The sequence below is a fragment of the Candidatus Caldatribacterium sp. genome (assembly GCA_014359405.1).
GTDB lineage: Bacteria > Atribacterota > Atribacteria > Atribacterales > Caldatribacteriaceae > Caldatribacterium > Caldatribacterium oleiphilum.
In genome coordinates, this window is record JACIZN010000011.1 from 6,380 (window position 1) to 9,918 (window position 3,539).

Below are 3,539 nucleotides of genomic sequence, written 5' to 3' on the forward strand. Positions count from 1 at the left end.
GCATTCAGGAAGTTCTTCCTCATGCTCAAAACGCCCAAGTTACTTTAGCCCTGGAGAACGTCTGGAACGAGTGCTTCCTCTCCCCCATTGAGTTTGCCAGCTTCATCGACTCCTTTGAGAGTCCTTTCGTCCGGGCCCAGTTTGATACTGGCAACGTGGTCCTCTTTGGGTACCCAGAGCAGTGGATTGCTATCCTCGGGAAGCGCATCGCCACAGTCCACGTGAAGGACTTCAAGAAGGCCGTGGGGACTCTTGAGGGATTCTGCCTTCCCCTTGAAGGCGATGTCCACTGGAGGGAAGTCATGCAAGCCCTGCGGAACATTCCCTATGACGACTACCTCATCGCCGAATTCATCCCGCCGTACCGTTACAGCACCGAAGCGCTCCTTGCAAACCTCTCATACAACATGGATGTTCTCATAGGGCTTGCCCAGGGGAGGTGATGGAAAGGCTTAAAAACTGGGAAAAATCTTTGGCTTTTCAAAAAACCCTACGAAGGAGGGAGAACCCATGAAGCGGTGGATTGTCGGCTGTGTTGCTCTTCTTGTGGTGGTACTTGCGCTCTCTTTGGGAGCCGGGGCTCAGAAGAAAGTGAGCATCCTCTGGATGGAGTACGACGGCCTCACTCCCGATTACGCCTTGAGTCTTGAGAAAGCCTTCGAGGAAGCCAACCCCGGTGTGGACCTTGAAATCATCTCCACTCCCTGGAACTTAGGCCATGACCGGCTCATTTCCCTTCTTGCAGGTAAAGAGCCCCCAGACCTTGCCGTGATCGGAACCCGATGGCTCTTAGAGCTCCTTGACATGGATGTTGTGGAACCGATTGAAAAATGGGTGAGCAAAGAGCTCCTCGACAACATCGACCCGGCACTGATGGAAGGAAAAATAAAGGGGGTTCTCTACGGGCTCCCGGTAGCTGCAGGGACACGACTCATGTACTACCGCTCGGACATCATTGACAAGGCTCCAGAGACCTTCGAAGAGATGCTCCTCATTGCCCAGAAAATCAACAAACCCGAGGAGAAATTCTACGCCGTGGGCATGGCCGGCAAAAAGTACGTGGAGCTCACCGAGCACGCCTACTACCTCTTCGGCAACGGCGGGTACTACTTCGAAATCCTTCCCGACGGGAGCTACGGCAAGTGCCGGGTGAACGACGAGGCTGGAGTCGGTGCCCTGACTTTCATGAACGATCTCGTGAACAAGTACAAGGTGACGCAACCTGGTGTCACCGCGTACACTCGAGATGAGGTGCAGGACCTCTTCGTTGCCGGAAACTTGGGCATTTTCTTAAGCGGTGGATTCACAGCCACTCTCCTTGAGCAGCGGGGTGTGACTTTCAAGTGGGATGTGGCCCCAATGCCGTACTTTGAAGGAAAACCCCAGAGCACGCTCATCGTCACCGACTCGATTGTTCTCTTTAAGACCTCAGACGCCAAAGAGGAGGCTGGAAAGTTCCTCGACTTCTTCTACTCCGACCCCTGGAGACTCCAGTTCGACAAACTCGTCGGCTTCCCGCCGGTCACAAAGTCCCTGGCTAACGACCCTGCCTTCCAGAAGCCGGTGTACAAAGTCATGATTGAGCAGATTCCAAACGCCAAGGGTTGGCCCCTCATTCCCGAGTGGCCGGAGTGCAACGACATCATCTGGGACAACATCGTAGCCACCTTCCTCGGCGAGAAGGACCCGAAGACCGCCATGGATGACGCGGCACGGGAAATCGACGCCCTGCGGGGAATGTGAGGGAAACCCAGGAGGGGCTCTTCGCCTCTCCTGGCCTCCTCTGAAGGGAGAAGGTCAACTTGCGAAAGGGGAAATTCTGGAGAACTGAATCGGGCCTTGCCTTTCTCTTCCTTCTTCCAGCCTGCGTCTTTCTCCTCCTTTTCATGTTCTACCCCATTGTCTACGTGATTCTCATGTCCTTCTTCCGGGTGAACAAACTCGGGGATCTCGTGAGTTTCTCCGGTCTTGCCAACTTTCGCTTCATGTTCGATCGTCCCGAGTTCTGGCAAATCATCATCCGGTCCTGCGTATGGACCGCCTCAGCCGTAGCAGTCAAGACCGGTATCGGTCTTGTCATTGCCCTTCTCCTCAACGTGGATTTTCGGGGGCGGAAAATCGCCCGAAGCCTTGTCATTATCCCCTGGGCAAGTTCTGTGCCCATAAGCGCTATGATCTGGCAGTGGACCTACAACAACGACTTTGGGCTCCTCAACCATACCCTGCGAGCTCTGCGTGTTTTTGGCGAACCACCCATATGGCTTGCCGAACCGCGTCCGGCGTTCTTTGCCAACCTCTGGGTGGACATCTGGTGTGGCATCCCCTTCATGGCGCTGGTGTTCTTAGCGGGGCTCCAGGCCATTCCTCAGGAGCTCTACGAGGCTGCCGAGGTCGATGGGGCAACGCCTTTTGCAAAATTCCGCTTCGTGACTCTACCTCTTTTGAGCAACGTTCTCACGGTGGCAACGCTCCTTTCTATTCTTTGGACTTTCAACGACTTCAACGTCATCTACGTTCTCACCGGAGGAGGTCCGGGAACCTCAACCGACATCCTCATCACCTACATCTACAAGTACGCCTTCCAGTACCTCCGCTTTGGCCCGGCTGCGGCCATGGCAGTCATCACCTTTGTCATTCTCCTTACGGTGAGCATCCTCTACGCCCGTAGCTACTTCAAAGGGGGGGTGTACTGAATGCGCAGTCGAAGCCTCTACCTCGTGTACCCACTCATCGTCTTCATCCTTCTTGTCCTTCTCTTCCCCTTCTTCGTCATGGTCTCGACAGCTCTCAAGCCCTTGGAAGAGGTCTACGCCACTCCACCGCACTGGATTCCCCGCACCATCCGGTGGGCAAACTTTTCCGATATCTGGACCAAGTACCCGATGGGGGCGTACTTTAAAAACAGCTTCATCGTTGCCCTCGGGGCGACCCTGGTGAATATGGCCTTTTGCATCCCTGCAGCCTATGCCGTTGCCCGCCTCCGCTTCCGCTCGAAAAGCTTCATCATGTACCTCATCCTCGTCGTCCAGATGTTCTCCCCCATCATCGTGGTCATCTCTCTTTTCAAAATCGTTGCCCGCCTTGGACTCTTGAACACCCTCCTCTCCCTCATCCTCACAAACAGCGTCTTCACCCTTACCTTCTCCATATGGCTCCTTGGAGGGTACTTTCGCAACGTCCCCAAAGAAATCGAGGAAGCAGCTCTCATCGATGGATGCACAAGGCTTCAAGCCATCGTCAGGGTGCTTTTGCCTGTGGCCATGCCTGGAGTGGTGACTACCATCATCTACACCTTCATCACCGCCTGGAACGAATTCATGTTTGCCCTGACCTTCATCCAGTCCATGGACAAGCGTCCCCTCACCCTGGGGCTCTACAACTTCATCGGCCGCTGGACCGTCCAGTGGCAGTACCTCATGGCGGCAGCGCTCTTGGCCCTTTTGCCGGTGGTCATCCTCTTCTTCTTTATCGAGCGGGAACTCGTGCACGGCTTAGCCGGCGGTGCAGTAAAAGGGTAAAAGGAGGCGTTTCTATGAGTT

The 3,539-nt window shown here is 54.8% G+C and carries 5 protein-coding genes (1 of these 5 cut by a window edge); all 5 read left to right on the forward strand.

From position 1 onward, the window contains the following. On the forward strand, positions 1 to 48 hold the 3' portion of the coding sequence (locus tag H5U36_01700) for a sugar phosphate isomerase/epimerase (protein MBC7216896.1). The gene continues 399 nt to the left of window position 1, outside the view; 48 of the gene's 447 nt are visible here — the last part of the coding sequence; the start codon falls outside the window, past its left edge; its stop codon occupies positions 46 to 48. After that, on the forward strand, positions 1 to 443 hold a 443-nt coding region (locus tag H5U36_01705; GenBank protein ID MBC7216897.1), incomplete at its 5' end, for a TIM barrel protein. The genes H5U36_01700 and H5U36_01705, both read left to right, overlap by 48 nt. A 67-nt stretch (positions 444 to 510) precedes the next feature. Beyond that, entirely contained in the window at positions 511 to 1,743 is a 1,233-nt protein-coding gene (locus H5U36_01710; GenBank protein ID MBC7216898.1) for a sugar ABC transporter substrate-binding protein, read from the forward strand. A 59-nt stretch (positions 1,744 to 1,802) separates the two neighbouring features. Then, positions 1,803 to 2,693 carry a sugar ABC transporter permease gene (locus tag H5U36_01715; GenBank protein MBC7216899.1) on the forward strand — a complete coding sequence of 297 codons (891 nt, stop codon included), beginning with the start codon at positions 1,803 to 1,805 and terminating at the stop codon, positions 2,691 to 2,693. Next, positions 2,694 to 3,518, forward strand: coding sequence for a carbohydrate ABC transporter permease (locus tag H5U36_01720; protein ID MBC7216900.1), 825 nt, complete (start codon positions 2,694 to 2,696; stop codon positions 3,516 to 3,518). The last annotated feature ends 21 nt before the right edge of the window (positions 3,519 to 3,539 follow it).

What these genes read in the sequence shown, in the direction of transcription:
- H5U36_01710 (MBC7216898.1), top strand. Translation starts at nt 511, where the DNA reads ATGAAGCGGTGGATTGTCGGCTGTGTTGCTCTTCTTGTGGTGGTACTT.
- H5U36_01720 (MBC7216900.1), top strand. Translation starts at nt 2,694, where the DNA reads ATGCGCAGTCGAAGCCTCTACCTCGTGTACCCACTCATCGTCTTCATC.